The 15,966-nt window shown below is 61.5% G+C and carries 12 protein-coding genes and 1 tRNA gene; 11 read left to right on the top strand and 2 right to left on the bottom strand.

The genetic code is table 11. The features are described from left to right. Nucleotides 1–70: 70 nt before the first annotated feature. Nucleotides 71–2,344: a DNA translocase FtsK gene (locus HDE79_RS12870; RefSeq protein ID WP_221440168.1), complete on the top strand. Its 2,274-nt coding sequence runs from the start codon at nucleotides 71–73 to the stop codon at nucleotides 2,342–2,344. A gap of 252 nt (nucleotides 2,345–2,596) precedes the next feature. Here HDE79_RS12870 and HDE79_RS12865 read toward each other — a convergent pair whose 3' ends face one another. Continuing rightward, a complete protein-coding gene (locus tag HDE79_RS12865; RefSeq protein WP_184602373.1) occupies nucleotides 2,597–3,628 on the bottom strand; it encodes an oxidoreductase in 1,032 nt (343 codons plus the stop codon). 33 nt (nucleotides 3,629–3,661) lie between these two features. Next, entirely contained in the window at nucleotides 3,662–4,252 is a 591-nt protein-coding gene (locus HDE79_RS12860; RefSeq protein ID WP_184602372.1) for a histidine phosphatase family protein, read from the bottom strand. Nucleotides 4,253–4,481: 229 nt separating this feature from the next. Between HDE79_RS12860 and lolA the strand changes: the two genes are divergently transcribed. The 10 genes from lolA to HDE79_RS12810 all read left to right on the top strand — a co-directional run bounded on the left by lolA (nucleotide 4,482) and on the right by HDE79_RS12810 (nucleotide 15,961). Continuing rightward, nucleotides 4,482–5,150 carry an outer membrane lipoprotein chaperone LolA gene (gene lolA / locus HDE79_RS12855; protein ID WP_184602371.1) on the top strand — a complete coding sequence of 223 codons (669 nt, stop codon included), beginning with the start codon at nucleotides 4,482–4,484 and terminating at the stop codon, nucleotides 5,148–5,150. Nucleotides 5,151–5,190: 40 nt separating this feature from the next. Further along, nucleotides 5,191–5,859, top strand: a complete 669-nt coding sequence (locus tag HDE79_RS12850; RefSeq protein ID WP_184602370.1) for a YoaK family protein — start codon at nucleotides 5,191–5,193, stop codon at nucleotides 5,857–5,859. Nucleotides 5,860–5,988: 129 nt separating this feature from the next. Further along, nucleotides 5,989–8,700 carry a DUF2339 domain-containing protein gene (locus HDE79_RS12845; RefSeq protein WP_255488404.1) on the top strand — a complete coding sequence of 904 codons (2,712 nt, stop codon included), beginning with the start codon at nucleotides 5,989–5,991 and terminating at the stop codon, nucleotides 8,698–8,700. Further along, on the top strand, nucleotides 8,690–10,084 hold the full coding sequence (locus HDE79_RS12840) for a DUF3999 family protein (protein ID WP_184602368.1): 1,395 nt from the start codon (nucleotides 8,690–8,692) through the stop codon (nucleotides 10,082–10,084). The genes HDE79_RS12845 and HDE79_RS12840 overlap by 11 nt, the downstream gene beginning before the upstream one ends. Nucleotides 10,085–10,120: 36 nt before the next feature. After that, nucleotides 10,121–11,455: a replication-associated recombination protein A gene (locus HDE79_RS12835; RefSeq protein WP_184602367.1), complete on the top strand. Its 1,335-nt coding sequence runs from the start codon at nucleotides 10,121–10,123 to the stop codon at nucleotides 11,453–11,455. A gap of 122 nt (nucleotides 11,456–11,577) precedes the next feature. After that, nucleotides 11,578–12,156, top strand: coding sequence for a hypothetical protein (locus HDE79_RS12830; RefSeq protein ID WP_184602366.1), 579 nt, complete (start codon nucleotides 11,578–11,580; stop codon nucleotides 12,154–12,156). A 109-nt stretch (nucleotides 12,157–12,265) separates the two neighbouring features. Next, nucleotides 12,266–13,546 carry a serine--tRNA ligase gene (serS, locus tag HDE79_RS12825; protein ID WP_184602365.1) on the top strand — a complete coding sequence of 427 codons (1,281 nt, stop codon included), beginning with the start codon at nucleotides 12,266–12,268 and terminating at the stop codon, nucleotides 13,544–13,546. Then, nucleotides 13,543–13,941, top strand: coding sequence for an LrgA (locus tag HDE79_RS12820; protein WP_255488403.1), 399 nt, complete (start codon nucleotides 13,543–13,545; stop codon nucleotides 13,939–13,941). Before serS ends, HDE79_RS12820 begins: the two co-directional genes overlap by 4 nt. 48 nt (nucleotides 13,942–13,989) lie before the next feature. Then, a tRNA-Ser gene (locus HDE79_RS12815) sits at nucleotides 13,990–14,079 on the top strand. Nucleotides 14,080–14,278: 199 nt separating this feature from the next. Continuing rightward, nucleotides 14,279–15,961 (top strand): type IV secretory system conjugative DNA transfer family protein, encoded by a 1,683-nt coding sequence (locus tag HDE79_RS12810; protein ID WP_184602364.1) that lies wholly within the window; start codon nucleotides 14,279–14,281, stop codon nucleotides 15,959–15,961. The last annotated feature ends 5 nt before the right edge of the window (nucleotides 15,962–15,966 follow it).

Raw genomic sequence — 15,966 nt, 5'->3', positions numbered from 1 at the left:
AAGGAAGCCCTCCAAGGTGGCGCGCATTGCAACCGCAAAACAGCAACCGAAGGAAGGCCTCAGCGAGGAGCTGAAGCGCCGGCTGCGTGAAGCCGGCGCCCTGCTGTTGATGCCGCTGGCCCTGTACCTGTTGGTCTGCCTGTTCAGCTACAACGATCAGGACCCCAGTTGGGGCCATGTCGGCAGTGTCGACCATGCGCGCAACTTTGGCGGTGCAGTCGGCGCGAATATCGCCAACGTGCTGCGCTGGATCTTCGGGCTCGCCGCCTACTGTTTCCCCTTGCTGCTCTTGCTGCTTGGCGTGCAGGTGCTGCGCCAGCGCGGCGTGCGCACGGTGCACGCCTGGGAGCCGTCGCTGCGTCTGATCGGGCTGGTGTTTTTCTTCATCACCGGCCCGGCGTTGCTGTATCTCAATTTCCAGGATGATCCTGTGCTGCCGCAAGGTGTCGGCGGCATCATCGGCCTGTGGGTTGGCGACGGGCTGCTGCGCGCCTTCGGTGAGAAGGGCGCGCCGCTGCTGTTGCTGGCGCTATTCCTCGTGGCCGTGACTCTGGCTACCGGACTGTCGTGGTTCAAGGTGATGGACTGGACCGGACAGACCGTGTTGCGTCTGGGTAACTGGTTCAAGGGCAAGCTGCGTGAAGCGCCGCAGGCGATGGCCGCACGTCAGGCCCGCACCGAACGCGAGGTGGTCAAGAAGGCCGACGCGGTGAAGCAGGCCAACCGCGAGCCGGTGCGTATCGAGTCGCCGCCAGCACCGGTCGTCAAGAGCGAGCGCGCCAAGCTGGAAACGCAGATTCCGCTGTTTACCGGCGCTGCTACGCCCGGCGAGCTGCCTCCGCTGTCGCTGCTGGACGAAGCGCCACCGCAGGGGCCGGGTTATTCCGAAGAAACGCTCGAAGTCCTCTCGCGCCAGGTCGAGTTCAAGCTCAAGGACTTCAAGATCGAAGCCAAGGTCGTCGGCGCCTATCCAGGCCCGGTGATTACCCGTTTCGAGATGGAGCCGGCGGCTGGCGTGCGCGGCTCGCAGGTGTCCAGCCTGGACAAGGATATCGCCCGTGGCCTGTCGGTGGTCAGCGTGCGCGTGGTCGACGTGATTCCGGGCAAGAACGTGATCGGCCTGGAAATTCCCAATACCAAGAAGCAGATCGTCTACCTGTCGGAGATTCTGCGCTCGGACAAATACGACCAGCTGAAGTCGCCGTTGGCGCTGGCGCTGGGCAAGGACATCGGTGGCAAGCCCATCGTGGTCGATCTGGCCAAGATGCCGCATCTGCTGGTTGCCGGCACCACCGGTTCGGGTAAATCGGTGGCGGTGAACGCGATGGTGCTGAGCCTGCTGTACAAGGCCAGTGCCAAAGATGTGCGCATGATCATGATCGACCCGAAGATGCTGGAGCTCTCGGTGTACGAGGGTATTCCGCATCTACTGGCGCCCGTGGTTACCGACATGAAGGAGGCCGCCAACGCCTTGCGCTGGTGCGTCGCCGAAATGGAACGCCGCTACAAACTGATGGCTGCCGTGGGCGTGCGCAACCTCGGTGGTTTCAACAAGAAGGTGAAGGACGCCGAGAACGCCGGTCAGCCGTTGCTCGATCCGCTGTTCCGGCCGAATCCCGAAATGCCCAACTTGGCGGCCGAGCAATTGGAACCGCTACCGTACATCGTGATCATCATCGACGAGTTCGCCGACATGATGATGATCGTCGGCAAGAAGGTCGAAGAGCTGATCGCGCGCCTGGCGCAGAAGGCGCGCGCCGCTGGCGTGCATCTGATCCTGGCCACGCAGCGTCCCTCGGTTGACGTAATCACCGGCTTGATCAAGGCGAATATCCCCACGCGCATCGCGTTTCAGGTATCCAGCAAGATCGATTCACGCACCATTCTCGACCAGTCCGGCGCCGAAGCACTGCTCGGTCATGGCGACATGCTTTATCTGCCGCCAGGCACCGCGACGCCCGAGCGTGTGCACGGCGCTTTCGTCGACGATCACGAGGTGCATCAGGTCGTTGCCTGGCTGAAATCGCAGGGCGCGCCGCAGTACATCGAAGGTGTGCTGGAAGAAGTGCAGGCTACTAGCGATGGCAAGTTCATCAGCGACTCCGGCCTGCCACAGGATGGTGAAGAAGGCGGTGGCGATGCCGAAACCGTGCTGTACGACAAGGCCGTCGCCATCGTCACGCAGACGCGTCGCGCATCGATCTCCGGCGTGCAGCGCCACCTGCGCATTGGCTACAACCGCGCAGCACGCCTGGTCGAACAGATGGAAGCCGATGGTGTGGTCAGCGCGCCACAACACAACGGCAACCGCGAAGTATTGGCGCCACCACCGCCAAAGAACTGATCCGATGCGGCGCTCCATTTCAATGAGTCACCGCGACTTGCTGCACGCCAAGCTTGGTTCACTGGCTTTTGCTGCTGTGCTCTACGCGCTTGCGTGGTTGCTGCTGCGACATGGTGCTGTGTTCTCGTCGCGTCTGGCCGTCTTTCCCCTTCCATCGTTTTTAAGCGCACTTGATGCGCTTCGCACTGATCGACGGTTTCCTTTCCCGCGCGACTGACGCCACGCCGGCCACTGCTCAACCACGCAGCAACTTTACAGCAGCGTTATCGTGCGGCCGTCGCGCGCACTGATCTTGGCAATTTCAATGATGCGGATCACGTCGAGCGCCTCGCGCGGGTCGACTGGCACCGGGCCCATGTCTGCAATTGCCGCAGCCATGCTGCGGTAGAAACTCGGGTAGGCACCCGCGGCGACGTCGATGATTTCTGCCACATCGGCACGGGTCAGCGTGGCTGTGGATGTGTAGGTGCTGTTGCCCCAGTGGCTGCCGCTTGGTGTCTTGCCCGCTTTGAGGGCGGCTTCCTGGCCGTCGAGCCCCGTTACGACGAGACTGCCGAGCGAGCCATGCACGGTGAAGCGTGGGCCGGGTGCCGAAGCCAGCGTCGAGGCATGCAGCACGACCCGACGTTGGCCATAGCGCAGCACGACATGAAAATAGTCGTCGACTTCAGCTTGTTCGCGCTGGATCGCGATGTCGGCGGTCACCGCCTCGGGCAGACCGAACAGCTGCAGGGCCTGATCGATTGTGTGGGCGCCCAGGTCGAAAAAGACGCCCGAGCCTGGTTTGGCATGCTCCCGCCAGCCTTCCTTGATGGCCGGGCGATGCCGATCGAAATGCGATTCGAAATAATTGACCGAACCCACCACACCTCGACGGATCAGATCGGCGACCGTGAGAAAGTCGCCGTCCCAGCGCCGGTTATGGAACACGCTCAGCTTCAGCTCGCGCTCCTGCGCGGCAGCGATCAGAGCCTGCGCCTCATCGACCGTCACGGCGAAGGGTTTGTCGACCACCACATGCTTGCCCGCCTGCAGCGCGGCGAGCGCCAGCGGAAAGTGTGTTTCATTCGGGGTGGCGATGACGACGAGATCGATGTCTGCGTTTTCGATCAGCGCCTGAGGCGACGCGTCGATGATCGCATCGGGAAACGCGCGGGCGATATCGTCGCGCCGGCTACTCGCGATGCGGGTCAGCCGCAGGCGCGGCTCGACCGCGATCAGGGGCGCATGAAAAGTGGTGCCGGCGGCACCGTAGCCAATCAAGCCGGTACGGATAGGTGTCATCGGTATGGCCTGTTGGCGACAATGTTTTTGCTGTCAGCCATGCAGCGCATTCCATTGCGTAATGGCGCGATCTTCGCGTTCGAAGCCGAGCTTGCTGACCGACGCCGTGCCCAGCACCAGGTGCGCGCCCAGGCGTGCATCGTCGGCCATCCAGCAGCCGGCCAGCACGCGCAGGATGTGCGCATGGGCAAATAGAGCGATGCGACCGTCTACCGTCAGCAGGCGATCGATCAAGGACTCGGCGCGCTGCTGGATCGCGGCGACATCCTCGCCTTCGGGAATGGGGGAATTCCATACCGACCAGTCCGGCGTTTCTTCTCGGATATCCTGCGTCTTGCGGCCTTCGTAGATACCGTAATTCCATTCCAGCAGGCGCGGCTCCAGCTCCATCTGCCCGCCGAGACCTGCCAATTGGCAGGTGTCCTGTGCGCGGGTCAGTGGGCTGCATAGCACTAGGTCGAAAGGCTGTTGCGCCAGCACCGGCTTCAGCGCCGCGGCCTGGCGGCGGCCGTTCTCGGTCAGCGGGATGTCGGTGCGGCCGGTGTGTTGCCCGGACAGGCTCCACTCGGTTTCGCCATGGCGGATCAGCCAGATTTCCGGGTGTGTCGTGTTTTTTGAATTCATGGAGCGAGCTTGCCGAAGAAGTGGGAAAGTTACTGTGAATGGTCGGTTTTGCATGGTAATGACGTGCCGTGGTCAAACGGATACCCGGCAAGTCACCGCCTGTCTGATTGGATCGTCAACAGGCGTCGCCAGTATCGGCACCGAGGCCCGGGCCTTAGACTAGCCGCCATTAAGTCACCGCTGAGCAAACTGCGTGCTGATACTCCCATCCATCGTTGCAGGAAACTTCATGAAGCGCCTGATGCTCATTCTATCGACCACCTTTCTCGCCTTGGGACTGGTCTTCGTCGCCCAGGCTGAGCCGGCCGGCGCGGCGCGTGCGCGGCTCGATGCGTTTGCGCAGAACCTGCATTCGTTGACCGGTCAGTTCAATCAGTCGCTGACGGACATCAACGGCAAGTCCAGCAAGACCAGTGCCGGCACGCTGGCGCTGGAGGCACCACGCCAGTTCCGCTGGGACACGCTGACGCCGTACAAGCAGACTATCGTCGCCGACGGCAGCCGCGTGTGGATCTATGACCCCGAGCTCGAGCAGGTCACGGTACGCGTGCAGAGCAGCGAAGAGGCACACAGCCCGTTGACCGTGCTCACCGACGTCAAGCAGATCGACAAGAACTTCAAGGTAAGCGAGCAGGGCGAGCATGATGGCCTGGTGTGGCTTCGACTCACCTCCACCAGCAAGGATCCGCAGTTCGACTATGCCGACCTCGGCTTCGACGCCAACGGCCTCGCACGCATGACCTTCCGCGATCAGTTGGGCTCGACCACCGACATCCGCTTTTCCGGTTGGCAGCGCAACGCGCCGGTGCCACCGTCGACGTTCAACTTCGTGCCGCCGAAAGGTACCGACGTGATTGGTGATGCCCCGGTGATCAGCACGCAACCGCTGAAGGACTGACCCGAAACTCAGACCCTGTCGTCATGTATCGACCACCCGCATGATTCGGCAGCTGCCGCGCTGGGCCTGGCTCGGTGGTGGTTTGCTGGCGTGTATTGCGGGGACGATAAATACAGTTGGTTATCTCGGCTTTCGCCACGAGGCGATTTCCCATCTGACCGGAACCACCACGTTGCTGGGTATCGCTGCTGCGGATGGCGATCTTGGCGAAGGCCTGCACTGGCTGCTGGTACTGCTGGCTTTTCTGCTTGGTGCCATGCTCAGTGGTTTTATCGTGCAGCATCACACGCTGCAACTCGGTCGTCGTTACGGCGTGGCACTGCTGGTGGAGGCAGGGCTGCTGTTGCTGGCGGTGCCGCTGCTGCATGCGCAGATGGATCTGGGTCTTTATGCCGCCTCCGTAGCCTGCGGCCTGCAAAATGCGATGGTCAGTACGTACTCAGGCACGGTGCTGCGCACCACGCATCTGTCGGGATCGTTCACCGATCTGGGTATTGCGCTGGGCCAACTGTTGCGTGGGCTGGAGGCCGACATGTTGCGCGTACGGCTGTGCGTGATGCTGATCGGTAGCTTTCTTGTCGGCAGCGTAATGGGCGGCTTGGCGTATCGCTGGCTGCAGGAAGATACCTTGCTGATCCCTGCTGCCCTGACAGGTATCACCGGGCTCTGCTACCACGTGTATGCAAGTCGGTCTGGCCGTTCGCTTTAGCGATCCTGTTGGCGATAACGAGCGGCAGCTTTGCAGCCATCGGCTTCCATGACAGACTCGCTGCGCATCGGTTTGCACGCAACCTAAAGCTTGGGTGCGATGGGACGGTGCGTTATCCAGGGAGAGGTCATGTATATCGTCTGGGCAGTCGCAGGGCTGTCGTTGTTTGGTTTGATCGCTAGTGGCGGCCAGATTTTTTTGGGGCTGGCGCTCGGTGCAATGCTGGGTCTGATGTGGGCGCGGTTGTCCAGCGTCAGTCGTGATCTGAAGAAAACTCGCCAGCAGCTCGACGAGTTGATCGCGCATCGCGTTGCTGTGCCATCGTCAGTTGTCGCGCCAAGATCGGTGATCGAGCCATCGAATGCGCCGCCCATTCCCGCGGCGCCGCCAACTGTTGCTGCCGCTCCCGTTGATGAGGCCGTTCGTTTTACGCCGTCGCCAGTGCGCGCTGTGCCCGAACGGGCATCGCCACCGGTGAGAATTTCCACGGCCGCACCGCCGTTCGAGCCGCCCAAGCCCGGTTTCGTCGAGCTGGCAATGGCGCGCTTCAAAGGCTGGTTTACCGAAGGCAACGTGCCGGTGAAGATAGGCATGTTGGTGCTGTTTGCCGGTGTGGCCGCGCTGTTGAAATATGCGTCCGATACCGGTTTGCTGAATTTGCCGATCGGATTGCGCGTGGCCTTGGTAGCGCTGGCGGCGATCGCCGCGCTGGCCTTTGGCTGGCGTCAGCGCGACATGCGGCGGGTATTTGCGCTGTCGCTGCAGGGCGGCGCGATCGGCGTGCTGCTGATCACCGTGTTTGCTGCGTTTCGCTTGTATCGTCTGCTGCCGCCAACGGCAGCGTTCGGTTTGCTGATCGTGCTGGTGGCGGGCGTAGGCATGTTGGCGATTCTGCAGGATGCGTTGGCGCTTGCCGTGTTGGGTCTGATCGCCGGTTTCGCCGCACCGATTCTGGTGTCGACCGGTAGCGGCAGTCAGGTCGCGCTGTTCTCCTACTACGCGCTGCTGAATCTGGCGATTCTCGGCATCGCGTGGAAACGCTCGTGGCGGGTGCTCAATCTGCTGGGCTTCGTGGCCACGTTCGGCATCGGCACGGCGTGGGGCGTATTGAAATATCAGCCGGCGCTGTTCGCGGGTACCGAACCGTTTCTGATCCTCAATTTCTTTTTCTATCTGGTCATTCCTCTGCTTTATCTGCTGCGCGCACCAGCGGACCGTGGCAGAGTCATTGATGGCTGCCTGTTGTTCGGCAATCCACTGATCAGCCTGTTGCTGCAGGCTGCGTTGTTGCGTTGGCACGGTCAGCCGCTGGCCATCTCGGCGCTGGCAGCCGCGGTGATCTATCTGGCCGTGGCCTGGCGCATCCGCGATCATGTCGGGCTGGGTTTACTGCGCGATGCGTGGGCGGTAATGGCGGTGGCGTTCGCCACGCTGGCGGTGCCGCTGGTTTTGAGCGCCAGCCTTACCAGCAGCGTGTTTGCGCTGGAAGGCGCGGGGCTGATCTGGCTGGGTCTGCGTCAGCAGCGCTGGCTGTCGCGCTGGAGCGGCATCGCGCTGCAGCTGTTCGCAGCCATCGCACTGGTTATCAGCGTTGCGGATGGTTTTTCGATTGGATTCGGCCCGTGGCTTGACCGCGGCTTCGTCGGCTTGCTTCTGCTGGCTGCCGGAGCGTTTGCGAGCAGCGGCTTTTATGTGCGTATGGGCAGCAACAACACGCTGCAGAAACTGGCGTCTGTACTGTTGTACGCATGGGGCCTGTGCTGCTGGCTGGGCGCCAGTGGCGTCGAGATCCATCGTTACCTGACGATCAATACCGAGGTGGCCGCTTCAACTTTATTGTTTGCGCTAACCGGCTGGGTCGTTGCCGAGTTGGCGCGGCGGATCGAGCAGCACGTGTTGGGCCGAGCGCTGGCGTTTACCGCATCGCTGATGTTTCTGTTCATGCTGCCGCTGCAATTCTTCTGGTCGTCATGGAACCTGCTGGCGGTGCTTGTCAGTGCGGTGCTGGGATGGCGCACGCTGCGGTGCCTGCATGATCGGCCGCGAGCCGTGCTGCTGGCCCAGTGGCTATGGTGCTGGCGCTGGATGCTGCTGGTTGTTTTTGCCCTGCGAGTATTGCTTGTGCCGAAGCTGCAGCTGTCGGATAGCTGGGCGATGCTGCTGACAGCCGCGCCGATGTGCATCGTTCTCTGGCTGAGCCTGACGCGGCCATTGTGGATTGCGCGACCGCTGCCCCAGTACTGGCCACAGTTGCGCGCGCCGCTGCAGTATTCGGTGCTGATCGTGCTCGGCATCATCTGGGCAGGTGCGCTGTTTATGGATGGCGATGTGTCACCGCTGCGCTACCTGCCGATACTCAATCCGATCGAGCTGCTGTTGCTGATGGTTCTTTTTTGCGTGGCGCGATGGATGGGCGATGCCGCCACGCCACCAGTACTGCGACAGCGCCGACCGATCGTGCTCGGCCTGCTCTTCATGGCCTTCGCCACTAGCGTCACGCTGCGTGCAGTGCATCAGCTGGCGGGTGTGCCGTGGGATGACGCACTCGGCGATTCGAGCCTCGCGCAGATGTCGCTCACGGTGGTGTGGAGCGCACTCGGCCTGCTGGCCTGGGTATGGGGTTCGCGTCGCGGCCAGCGGGTCGTGTGGCTGGCTGGTGCCGTGACCATGGCGGTCGTGCTGGCCAAGTTGCTGCTGATCGATCGCAGCCATCTGGGCAATCTTTTCGGCATCGGCTCGTTCATTGCGTACGGGTTGCTGTGTACGGTGATCGGTTATCTCGCGCCGGCGCCGCCGAAGCGCGCCGAGCCTGCACCATTGGAGACTGCTGATGCGTCGTGATATTCGATGGAGCCGGCGCGTTTTGCTCGCTGCCATGCTGTTGATGCTATCGAGCTACGCGATGGCACTGGCCAGCGCCGATTACGCCTACCGTTTTGCACTGAATACGCATGGCACAAGCGAGGCATGGCGGGTCGAACTGACGCCCGCGGTGTATGCCGTTTCAAAACGCGATGCGGAGCTACGCGATCTGGTCGTGGTCAACGCGCAAGGAGGTGAGGTGCCGTTCGCGCCGTTGCCGCCAGCGCCGCCGCTATCGCATCCTTACAGCTTGAACACCCGATTGCTGCCGTTGCCCGGCGACAATACGAACATGGCGGGCAACGTGCGCGTGCAGCGCAGCGTAAACGGCGACATCGTGATCGGACAGTCGCCCGCCGGCAGCACGGCCAAGCCGACGCAATGGCTACTCGATGCGCGTCGCGCGGTGAGCCTGGACAGCATCGAAATCGATCCATCCGCACTCATGCAGGATTTGCGTGTTCGACTGGCCGTGGACGCCAGCAACGATCTGCAGCAATGGCAAACGCGCAGTGAGGGCAACGACATTGTCAGCGTCAAGCGCGGTGAAGATGCCGTCGAGCAGCGCAAGATCAGCGTCGGTGGTGATCCCGCCCGTTATTACCGGCTGCGGTTGATCGACGGCGACGCGCCGTGGGACAGCCAGCAGACACCGGCAGTGAGCTTGAGCGGCAGTTTTACCGATCCACTGGCCGACCAAGTCGCTTCGCGGCAGTGGCTCACGTTGTCGCCATCGGCGGCCATCGCGACAACCGGCGGCGGCATCAGTTATGACTACACTTTGCCGGCAGCGCTGCCGGTCGACGCGGCGCGCGTCACGCTGATCGATGCCAACACCGCCGCACGCTTTACGTTGTCGGCAAACGATGACGGGGACGTCAATGCCGTGTCGCTGACGACGGTTACGGTAGTGCAGGTGGGCAACGCCAAACCGGATTCATCGGCCAGCACATTCGATTCGTTGCGAGTGCAGCACTTGCGTTTGCACACGGATACGCCGCTGCCGCAGGCACCGACGTTAGCCGTGGGTTGGCACGCGGATACATTTGTTTTTCTCGCCGAAGGAGCGGGCCCTTACAGCCTGCTCGCTGGCAGTTACGCCGCGCGCCGCAGTGACTATCCGGTCGATGCCGCACTGGTGAAGATGCGCCCGACCGATGCCACGGCCAACTGGCAACCGCCGTTGGCTGTGCTTGGTGCCCGCAGCGATGCCGGCGGGGACGCCATGCTGTTGCCGCCCAAGCAGCCATACGACTGGAGCAAGCCACTGCTTTGGCTGGTGCTTGTCGGTGGCGCGCTGCTCGTTGTCTGGATGGCATTGAGCCTGCTTAAACAATCCCGGCGCGATAATGACCAGACCTGATCGACTTTTCCCCTGATCGCCACGGTCGCTGTTGCCATGCCTCTTTCCTCTTTGTCCCCGGGCCTGTTCCCCGAATCCGATGCGCTCAAGCCGCTGGCCGAGCGGATGCGTCCGCGCAGTCTCGACGAGATCGTCGGCCAACAGCGCCTGGTCGCGCCCGACAAGGCGCTGCGCCGCGCGCTGGAAGCGGGCAAGGTGCATTCGATGGTGTTGTGGGGGCCACCCGGTTGCGGCAAGACCACGCTGGCGCTACTGGTGGCGCGCTATGCCGATGCCGATTTCCGCGCGATTTCCGCGGTGCTTTCCGGCTTGCCCGACGTGCGCAAGGCGCTGGCCGAGGCCGAGGTGAATTTCGCGCAGGGTCGGCAGACCGTGCTGTTCGTCGACGAGGTGCACCGCTTCAACAAGACCCAGCAGGACGCGTTCCTGCCGCATATCGAAAAGGGCGTGATCATCTTTATCGGTGCCACCACCGAGAACCCGTCATTCGAACTGAACTCCGCGCTGCTGTCGCGCTGCCGCGTACACGTGCTGGAGCCGATCTCGAAAGACGACATCGTCGCCGCTCTCAAACGTGCCCTGGTCGATATCGAGCGCGGCCTTGGCGACCTGCATCTGCAAGTGGCGGATATCTCGCTGGATTCGATCGCCCAGGCTGCTGACGGCGACGTGCGCCGCGCATTGACCCTGCTGGAAATCGCCGCCGAGCTGGCAGAAGAGGGCCGCATCGACGACGCCACCCTGAGTCAGGTGCTGGCCGACCGCACGCGCCGCTTCGACAAGCAGGGCGAGCAGTTCTACGACCAGATTTCGGCCCTGCACAAATCCGTGCGCTCGTCCGACCCCGATGCTGCCGTCTACTGGCTATGCCGCATGCTCGATGGCGGTGTCGATCCGCTGTATCTGGCCCGCCGCATGACGCGCATGGCGGTCGAAGACGTCGGCTTGGCCGAACCACGTGCCTGGCGCATGGCGCTGGACGCCTGGGATACCTACGAACGCCTCGGCAGCCCCGAGGGTGAGTTGGGCCTGGCGCAGCTGGCCATCTGGCTGGCCATCGCGCCGAAGAGCAACGCCGCTTACATGGCCTACAACAAGGCACGCGCGGCGATTCGGGAGCAGGGCACACTCGAAGTACCCATGCATCTGCGCAATGCGCCAACCAAGCTGATGAAAGGCCTCGGTTACGGCAAGGGCTATCAGTACGACCACGACGCCGAAGGCGGCATCGCGCTCGATCAGCAGTGCCTGCCCGACGAACTGGCCGGTACCGTGTTCTACGAGCCGGTCGAACGCGGGCTGGAGCTGCAGTTGCGCGAAAAACTGCTGGCGTTGCGTGCCGCGCGTAAAGTGGCACGCAAAAATCCCTGAGCACGAGTCGATGCGCTGGCGCGCTCGTCGGTGAACCGGGAACGATTGTGCGGGTGCCCTTGCAGCTGAGCCACAAGCGGTCCTAGATTGTCGGCAACGCAGATAGCTGGGGAGCTCATGTCATGCGTATCTTGTATGCAGGTCTGATCGGCGGCATCGTGATGTTTGTCTGGGGCGCAATAGCGCATATGGCTTTGGGCCTCGGCAACGTAGGCATTAGGCAGCCCGCCAGCGAGAACGCGGTGCTGAGCAGTTTGCGCGAGGGGCTTGGTGATCAGGCCGGCGTGTACATCCTGCCATCACTCGATCCGCATAAGATGAGCGATGCCACAGCAGTTAAAGCCTATTCGGAAAAAAGTAAATCCTCGCCTTATGCATGGCTGGTCTACCTCCCGCAAGGCGATGATCTGACCCAAATGGGAAAACAACTTCCGCGCCAGTGGGCGTCGGATACGCTGGCCGCGCTGGCGCTTGCCTTTGTCATTGGCGTCGCTGGTTTGAGCTTTCGCCGCCGCCTTGCAATGGCTGCTGCTGCCGTGATGTTCGCCTGGCTTAACCTGCAGATTCCGTACTGGAATTGGTATCGCTTTCCGCTCGATTTCACCTGGGCTTCGCTGGTCGAACAACTGGTCGGCTGGCTGCTCGCTGGTGCGGTCATGGCGTGGTGGATCGGTCGGCAAGAGCGCAAGCTGGCATCCTGATCCGGCCGTGCTGGCACATCGCGGTTTATCTCGTGCCGAGCGCTTTCATTGCGGCCGGTAGGGCCGGGCAGCGATAATTAGCGGTTCAAGCCTTTATTTGGACTCGATCATGCTGGATCCCGCACTGTTGCGTTCGCGCCTGGCCGAAACCGCCGCGCGCCTGAAGGAAACCCGCGGCTTCATGCTCGACGTGTCCGAAGTCGAGGCGCTGGAGAACACCCGCAAGCAACTGTCCACTGAGACGCAGGACCTGCAAAACCTGCGGAACAAGCTTTCAAAGGCGATCGGTCAGGCGAAGGGCAAGGGCGAGGACGTCGCGCCGCTGATGGCCGAGGTCGCTGGCATCGGCGACGACCTCAAAGCGAACGAGCAGGTGCTGGCCGAGGTGCAGGCCCAACTCGCCGATATCTCGCTGGTCATCCCCAATATTCCGCATGCGTCCGTGCCGATAGGCAAGGACGAAGGCGATAACCTCGAAGTCAGCCGCTGGGGTACGCCCGCGACCTTCGATTTCGCGGTCAAGGACCACGTCGAACTCGGCGAAAAACACGGCTGGCTTGACGGCGACGCGGGTGCCAAGCTTTCCGGCGCGCGCTTCACCGTGTTGCGCGGTCAGCTCGCCCGGCTGCATCGCGCGCTCGGCCAGTTCATGCTCGATCTGCACACCGGCGAGCACGGCTACCTCGAATGCAACGTGCCGGTAATCGTCAACGCCGACAGCATGCTGGCAACCACTCAGCTGCCGAAGTTCAAGGAAGACTTGTTCGCCACCGAGATCGGCGACACGACGCGTTACCTGATTCCCACCGCCGAAGTGTCGCTGACCAATCTGGTGCGCGACACCATCCAGGACGCCGATGCATTGCCGCTGCGCTTCACCGCGCACTCGCTGTGCTTTCGCGCCGAGGCCGGCAGCTACGGTCGCGATACGCGCGGCATGATCCGCCAGCACCAGTTCGAGAAAGTCGAGATGGTGCAGGTGGCCCGCGCCAGCGACTCCTACGACCAGCTCGAAGAAATGGTCGGTCATGCCGAGACCGTGCTGCAAAAGCTGGGTCTGCCATATCGCAAGCTGCTGCTGTGCACCGGCGACATGGGCTTCCAGTCAACCAAGACCTACGACCTGGAAGTCTGGCTGCCCAGTCAGCAGACCTATCGCGAAATCTCCAGCTGCTCCAACTGCGAGGATTTTCAAGCGCGTCGCCTGCAGGCACGTGTACGTAACGCCGACACCGGCAAGCCCGAACTCGTGCATACCTTGAACGGCTCCGGCCTTGCCATCGGTCGCACCCTGATTGCGGTGATGGAAAACTTCCAGCAGGCCGACGGCTCCATCATCGTGCCCGACGTGTTGCGCCCCTATATGGCCGGGCTGGATCGCATTGCATGAATGCGTCGATGCAGGGCAGCCAGGCTCAGCCGCAGGGTCGCTGGAGCAAGGTGGAGAAAGTCACGAGCATCTGCCTGCTGGTCGTGCTTGCCTCGTTCATCGGCACCCGATTGGCTTTCGCTACGGTGTGGGAGCTGCCCACGCTCGACCTGATTCTTTCCATCGCCGCACTGGTGCTGGTATTGGCCAGCTTCTGGTTCGCCCGCCACCGCCGCAGTTGGCGCCTCTGGGTCATCGCCCTGGCCAGCGCTACCCAGATCGTGCCGATGGTCTGCCGCGAACCGGTGCTGTTATTTCCGCTGCTGGCCGCCGCCATCCCCATCGCCATCGTCGTCGGTTGCTTGATTGCACTATCCAAGAAAGATTCACCAGTTCGTCCAGCGCCAGGTTCCTGATAAACTGCGGCGCTGAGCAAAAGCGCAATCTTGCATAGACCAAGTTTTGGAGAGATGGCCGAGTGGTTTAAGGCAGCAGTCTTGAAAACTGCCGTAGGTGTGAGCCTACCGTGGGTTCGAATCCCACTCTCTCCGCCAAAAAAGCAAAACGCCCCAAGTGGGGCGTTTTGCTTTTTTGGCGGAGACGACGGGGATGAGAACCCACCGCAGTGCGACTGTCCGACGACCCCCACGTTCCTCAAATTGTTCCTGACATCATTTTTTTGATTTTTTGACGTTTGGCAACAGCCCATTTGGCGATAGACTTGGGCCAGACCCCGCGCATGGAGTGCAGAAAATGGGTGGTTCGTTGAAAGCCGGCACAGCCGTTGTGTTGCTCGTGGCGGCGCTGATCGGCGGCTTGTTCCTTTCCGGCTACATCACTTTGTTGTGGCTCAGTATCCACGGTGCCCCACTGCGGTGGAACACTTACTGGGACTACTTCCGCGCGCTCGATATGCCTCAGGTCGCGCCCTACGTCCAGAAGATCAAGATCAGTGGGGTGGTGGGCTTCGGCGTGCCGGGACTGGTCTGGCTCGGTCTTCTCATTCCTTTGTTCAAAAGTGAAAAGCAGTCGTTGCACGGCGATGCGCGCTTTGCGTCGAGTGGCGAGCTCTCCCGTAAAGGCATGTTCAGCGAGGCGCTCGATGGCATCGTGGTGGGAAAATACGGCAACAAGATTGTTCGGCTGGCGGGTCAGCAGTTTGTGATTCTGGCTGCGCCCACGCGCAGCGGAAAGGGCGTGGGTGTGGTGATCCCCAATCTGCTCGACTACCAGGAAAGCGTGGTGGTCCTGGACATCAAACAGGAGAACTTCGATCTCACCAGTGGCTGGCGCAAGTCCCAGGGGCAGGAGATTTTCCTGTTCAACCCCTTTGCGGAAGACCGGCGCACCCATCGCTGGAACCCGCTGACCTATATTTCGCATGATCCGGCCTTTCGCATTTCCGACATCCAAGCCATCGCCGCGATGCTCTATCCGGACGGTTCGGACGATCAGAAGTTCTGGGTCAGCCAAGCGCGCAATGCGTTCGCTGCCTTTGCGCTCTACTCGTTTGAAGAGTTTGACGAGAAATGCAAACGCAAAACGCCCAAAAAGTTTCTCCTGTTCCCGACGATCGGGCGGATCTACAAGCTCTCCTCGGGCAACGGCACCGACCTGAAAGCGTATTTGCGCGAGCTGTCGCAAGCCACGTTCATCGGTGAGCAAACCAAGACGGCGTTTGCCAATCTGCTCTCGCAGGCCGAAGAAACTTTTTCTTCGATCATGGGCACCTTCAAGGAACCGTTGAATGCCTGGGTCAATCCGGTTCTGGATGCGGCCACCAGTTTCAATGATTTTTTGCTCACCGATGTGCGCAAAAAGAAAATGACCATCTACATCGGCATCCAGCCCAACAAGCTCGCTGAAAGTCGGCTCATCATCAACCTGTTTTTCAGCCAGCTGATCAACGTCAACACCAAGACCTTGCCGCAGAACGACAAGACCTTGAAGCATCAATGCCTGCTGCTGATGGATGAGTTCACCTCCATCGGCAAGGTCAACGCCATCGCCACTGGGGTGAGCTACATGGCGGGCTACAACATGCGCCTGTTGCCGATCATTCAAAGCATGGCGCAGCTCGACGCCACCTATGGCAAGGACGTCTCACGCACCATCCTCACCAACCATGCCTTACAAATCATCTACGCGCCGCGCGAACAGCAAGACGCCAACGATTATTCGGAGATGCTGGGTTACACCACGGTGCGCAAGGAGAACATCACCCGCGGCAAAGACCAACGCTCACGCAGCGAGTCCGAGGAGCGCCGTGCGCTGATGCTGCCGCAGGAGATGAAGGCGATGGGCAACGAGGCCGAGGTGTTCCTTTACGAGGGCATTCCGCATCCGGTGAAGTGCCAGAAACTTCGGTATTACAAAGAAAGTCGATACAAGGCCCGGCTGATGAAAGCCATCGACGTTCCCACATTGAAGCTTTAAGGAGG

It is taken from the genome of Rhodanobacter sp. MP1X3 (assembly GCF_014207165.1).
Lineage (GTDB): Bacteria > Pseudomonadota > Gammaproteobacteria > Xanthomonadales > Rhodanobacteraceae > Rhodanobacter.
This window is presented reverse-complemented; position numbering and strand designations above follow the sequence as displayed.